Here is a 4291-nt window from a genome sequence, read left to right as displayed (position 1 = left end):
CGCGGGCTGTGGGAGACCTCGGGCCATTGGCAGAACTACCGTGAAAACATGTTCCTGACCAAGACCGAGGATGAGCGCGAATTCGCCCTGAAGCCGATGAACTGTCCCGGCCATATGATGATGTATCGTCATACCAGCCGCAGCTATCGCGAACTGCCGCTGAAATTTGCCGAATTTGGCAAGGTACACCGCTATGAGCCGTCGGGCGCGCTGCATGGACTGATGCGGGTGCGCTCCTTTACACAGGATGATGCGCATATTTTCTGTACGCCCGACCAACTGACCGAGGAATGCGTCAAGGTCAATGACCTGATCCTGTCGATCTATCGCGACTACGGGTTTTCGGACATCCGGATAAAGCTTTCCACCCGCCCCGAAAACCGCATCGGTGCGGATGAGACCTGGGACCGCGCCGAGGACGCCTTGCGCGAGGCGCTGCGGGTCGCGGGCCAGCCCTTCACCATTTTCGAAGGCGAAGGCGCGTTCTATGGGCCGAAGCTGGAATATGTCCTGCGTGATGCAATCGGGCGTGACTGGCAATGCGGCACGCTTCAGGTGGATTTCAACCTGCCGGAACGCTTTGGTGCCACCTATGTAGCGCGCTCGGGCGAACGCGAGGTGCCGGTGCTGCTGCATCGCGCCATGTTCGGATCGCTGGAACGCTTTACCGGCATCCTGATCGAGCACTTTGCCGGGCATCTGCCGCTGTGGCTGGCGCCGGTGCAGGCGATGGTGGCCTCGATCACCTCTGACGCGGATCCCTGGGCGCAGGAGGTGCTGTCCAAGCTGCTGGCATGCGGCATCCGCGCCGAGGCGGATCTGCGCAACGAAACCATCGCCTACAAGGTGCGCGAGCATTCTCTGACGAAGGTGCCGGTGATCTTGGCCATTGGCGCACGCGAGGCCGAAAATGGCACCGTCTCGCTGCGGCGTTTGGGTGAAAAAGGCAGCCGCACCCTGCCGCTGGATGAGGCGCTGGATCTTCTGGCTGCCGAGGCGCGCACACCGCTGGAAACGCAGGGCGCAATGAACGTCCCGAAGGAGGCCTGACATGGCTGGAAACACTGAACAAATCCCGGTATTCCTGCTGACCGGATTTCTGGGCGCGGGCAAGACCACCCTGCTGAACCGTATTCTTGAAAACCCCGGTTTTCACGATACGGCCCTGATCATTAACGAATTCGGCCTGGTGCCTGTCGATCACCATCTGGTCCGCGAGGGGAACGAGCAGCCGGTGGTCACGACCACCGGCTGCATCTGCTGTACGGTCGGCAGCGATCTGAGATCCTCTCTGGATCAGCTTCTGGTGGGACGGCGCGACGGCAGCTTGCCACCATTTTCCCGCGTGATCGTCGAAACGACCGGGTTGGCCGATCCTGCGCCGATCATCAACAGCCTGATCCCCGGCGGCATGTCCGCCATGTCGTTGCGCGATCATGCGGTGGCGCGGGCGTTCCGGCTGTCGGGGGTGATCACCGTAGTCGATGTCGAGGGGGTCGGCGCGGCGCTGGACAGCCATCCTGAAAGCCTGCGCCAGATCGCCTTTGCCGACCATGTCGTATTGACCAAGACCGATGTGGCACCGGCAGGCGACTGGCCGGACAGGCTGCGCTGCCTCAATCCCGGCCTGCGGTTCCACGACGGTGCCGATCCGGCGTTCCGGCCGTCTGCGCTGCTGGAACCCGGCAGCTATTCCGCCTTCGGCAAGGGTGAGGGGGTCGAGGACTGGCTGGCGGCCGAGGCGAAGCATGACCATGCTCATGGCCATGGCGGCCATTTCCACGACCTGAACCGGCACGGCAATGTCGTTGCCATCCCGCTTACCCGCGACGATCCGGTCGATGAGCTTGCGCTGCGGCAGTTCCTTGTCCGGCTGACCTCGACGCCGGGCAACGGTCTTTTGCGGATCAAGGGGCTGGTCGCGCTTCAGGACGATCCGGCCTCGCCGGCCCTGATCCACGCCGTGCGGCATCGCCTCTATCCGATCACGCGTCTGGAGGGCTGGCCGCATGGCGTGGCGCAGAGCCGGCTCGTGGTCATCGGCACCGCCCTAAACGAGGGCACCATCCGGGCCGGGTTCGAGGCGCTTTCCGGCAAGCCTCAACCGTTTCTCGCCATGGCGTTCCAGACGTTCAGGCAGGAGGGCAGACCCCTTGGCTGACGGGTGGCTGGATGACAAGGACGGGATGATGAAACACGACGTCATCGTCATCGGCGGCAGCTATTCAGGCATGGCGGCGGCGCTGCAACTGATCCGGGCGCGGCGTCGGGTGCTGATTGTGGATGCAGGGCAAAGGCGCAACCGCTTCGCCAGCCATTCGCACGGGTTTCTGGGGCAGGATGGCGTCGATCCGGCGGTAATCTGGGCCACGGCACGCGAGCAACTGCTGCGCTATCCGACCCTGATCTGGATCGAGGAAACAGCCACCACCGCAGGAGGCGTGACGGACGATTTCCACATCACGCTGGAAGACGGTTCTTGCCATGAAGGCAGGCGCTTGCTGCTGGCGACCGGGGTTCGGGACCAACTGCCCCAGATCCCCGGTCTGGCCGAACGATGGGGTCGCAGCGTGTTCCAATGCCCCTATTGCCATGGCTATGAGTTGAATATGGGCCGCATCGGCGTGATTGCCGCAGGGCCGATGTCGCTGCATCAGGCGCAGATGCTGCCGGAATGGGGCGAGGTCACGCTGTTGACCAACAGCGCCGTGCAGCCGGACGACGCGGTTCGCGCCAATCTGGCGGCGCGCGGCGTGAGCATCGAGGAAACCCCGGTTGTGGCGCTGGAAGGCGAGGCGGAGCTGCGTCTGAGCGATGGCCGTCTATTGTCCTTCGCGGGCCTCTTTACCGCCAGCCGCGCGGTTCCGGGACCGTTGGCCGGGATGCTGGGCTGCGCGTTGGTCGAAAACCCACTCGGCCAGCAGATCCACACGGCCGAGACCAACGAGACCACCGTTCCCGGTATCTTTGCCTGCGGCGATACTGCCAAGGCACCGCATTCGGTATCGCTTGCCGTAGGCGATGGTGCCTGGGCCGGGGCGCAGTTGCATCGCTCGTTGCTGGTCTAAGACCACGACCCGTTTCGCGGAGCTGTCAATCGCAGGATTGTGCCTCGCGGAACCAGCCGAGGGTCCGGATGTGGCAGGCGGCACCCCATCGTGCAACGAACTTTCCGGTGTGGAAATCGCGGCTGTCCTCAAGCACGGCGATCCTCGCAGCTTAGCCAGACGCGTTCAAAGTGATCATCTTGTCTGGCTATAACCTTTTGATTTGATGCTGATGCTGCGCAGATACTGTGACCGGAACCAGCTTCCGTCAGCCATACATGGTCCGGGGTCGGCGGGATGCCGCATTTGACGGTGGTGGAATGCCGCCGTTCGCGCGCGGGCCGGGATCCTGAATCGCCTGGTTTTCCGGCCGGAAATCATCACACCATTCTTGACAATCACGCATCCGCCAGCCGAGCGCCAGCGCCATCCGGAAAGCGTCAGAGCCGGGTCGGATTGGGCGCATCGCCATAGACCTGAACGGGATCGAAAACCTTCTCTGCCTCGGTGAAGATCAGGGTCGGCACCTTCGCGCCGCCCACCGGTACCGCGCGGTAGAAGCACGAGCGATAGCCGACATGGCAGCTTGCGCCTCCGGACACCTCTACCCGCAGCCAGATCGCGTCCTGATCGTCGTCGATCCTCATTTCGACGATCTTCTGCACCAGCCCGCTGGTCGCGCCCTTGTGCCAGAGGCATTGGCGCGAGCGGCTCCAGTAATGCGCCTCGCCGGTCCGGATGCTGCGGGTCAGAGCCTCGGCATTCATCACGCCCATCATCAGCACCTCGCCGCTTCCGGCATCGGTGGTTACGACCGGGATCAGGCCGTCAGCTCCGAACTTTGGCGCGAGGTCGTGGCCTTCCTCGACCTGTTCCACGGTGAGGCGAGGGGAAAAGAGGGACATGGCGTTTTCCGTGCTTGATTCATGACGAGGAAGGCATGCGCGACGAGTGGTGCCCGGTGATGAGCCAGGCCCCGTCGATTTCCTCGAAGGTAAAGAGATATCGGGCGGGAAGGGTCTGCTGTGTTCCGGCCAGCCCGAAGGTGAATGTGTAGTGGCCACCGACGACGACCGTTCCCAGCTTGTGGCTGATCCGCTTGCGCAGGCTGTCGATGCGGCAGCGCAGGTTCGGGTTGGCAAGGAAACTTTCGAAATAGGCCCGCCGTTCATCGGCATGGCCGCCGACCGCATCTTCCATCGTCGGGACCAGGATGGCGTCGCTGGCATAGAGGGTAAGCAGAT

General features: G+C 63.2%; 5 protein-coding genes. 3 read left to right on the top strand and 2 right to left on the bottom strand.

The window, feature by feature from the left end:
• The 3 genes from thrS to ACK5L9_RS01615 form a co-directional block, all read left to right on the top strand.
• Positions 1 to 1050 (top strand): threonine--tRNA ligase (gene thrS / locus ACK5L9_RS01625; protein WP_416909701.1); only part of this gene is annotated, 1050 nt, incomplete at its 5' end.
• 1 nt (position 1051) lies between these two features.
• Positions 1052 to 2161, top strand: coding sequence for a CobW family GTP-binding protein (locus ACK5L9_RS01620; protein WP_416909700.1), 1110 nt, complete (start codon positions 1052 to 1054; stop codon positions 2159 to 2161).
• A 28-nt stretch (positions 2162 to 2189) separates the two neighbouring features.
• Positions 2190 to 3068, top strand: a complete 879-nt coding sequence (locus ACK5L9_RS01615) for an NAD(P)/FAD-dependent oxidoreductase (protein ID WP_416909702.1) — start codon at positions 2190 to 2192, stop codon at positions 3066 to 3068.
• Positions 3069 to 3487: 419 nt separating this feature from the next.
• Here ACK5L9_RS01615 and hisI read toward each other — a convergent pair whose 3' ends face one another.
• Positions 3488 to 3952, bottom strand: coding sequence for a phosphoribosyl-AMP cyclohydrolase (gene hisI, locus ACK5L9_RS01610; protein ID WP_416909699.1), 465 nt, complete (start codon positions 3950 to 3952; stop codon positions 3488 to 3490).
• A gap of 19 nt (positions 3953 to 3971) precedes the next feature.
• The coding region (locus tag ACK5L9_RS01605) for a DUF4440 domain-containing protein (RefSeq protein ID WP_416909698.1) at positions 3972 to 4291 on the bottom strand (320 nt) is incomplete at its 5' end.

Origin of the sequence: Paracoccus sp. (in: a-proteobacteria), from assembly GCF_047973135.1 — a bacterium.
Lineage (GTDB): Bacteria > Pseudomonadota > Alphaproteobacteria > Rhodobacterales > Rhodobacteraceae > Paracoccus.
The sequence above is the reverse complement of the archived record's forward strand: the minus strand, read 5'-3'. Positions and strand labels throughout refer to the sequence as shown.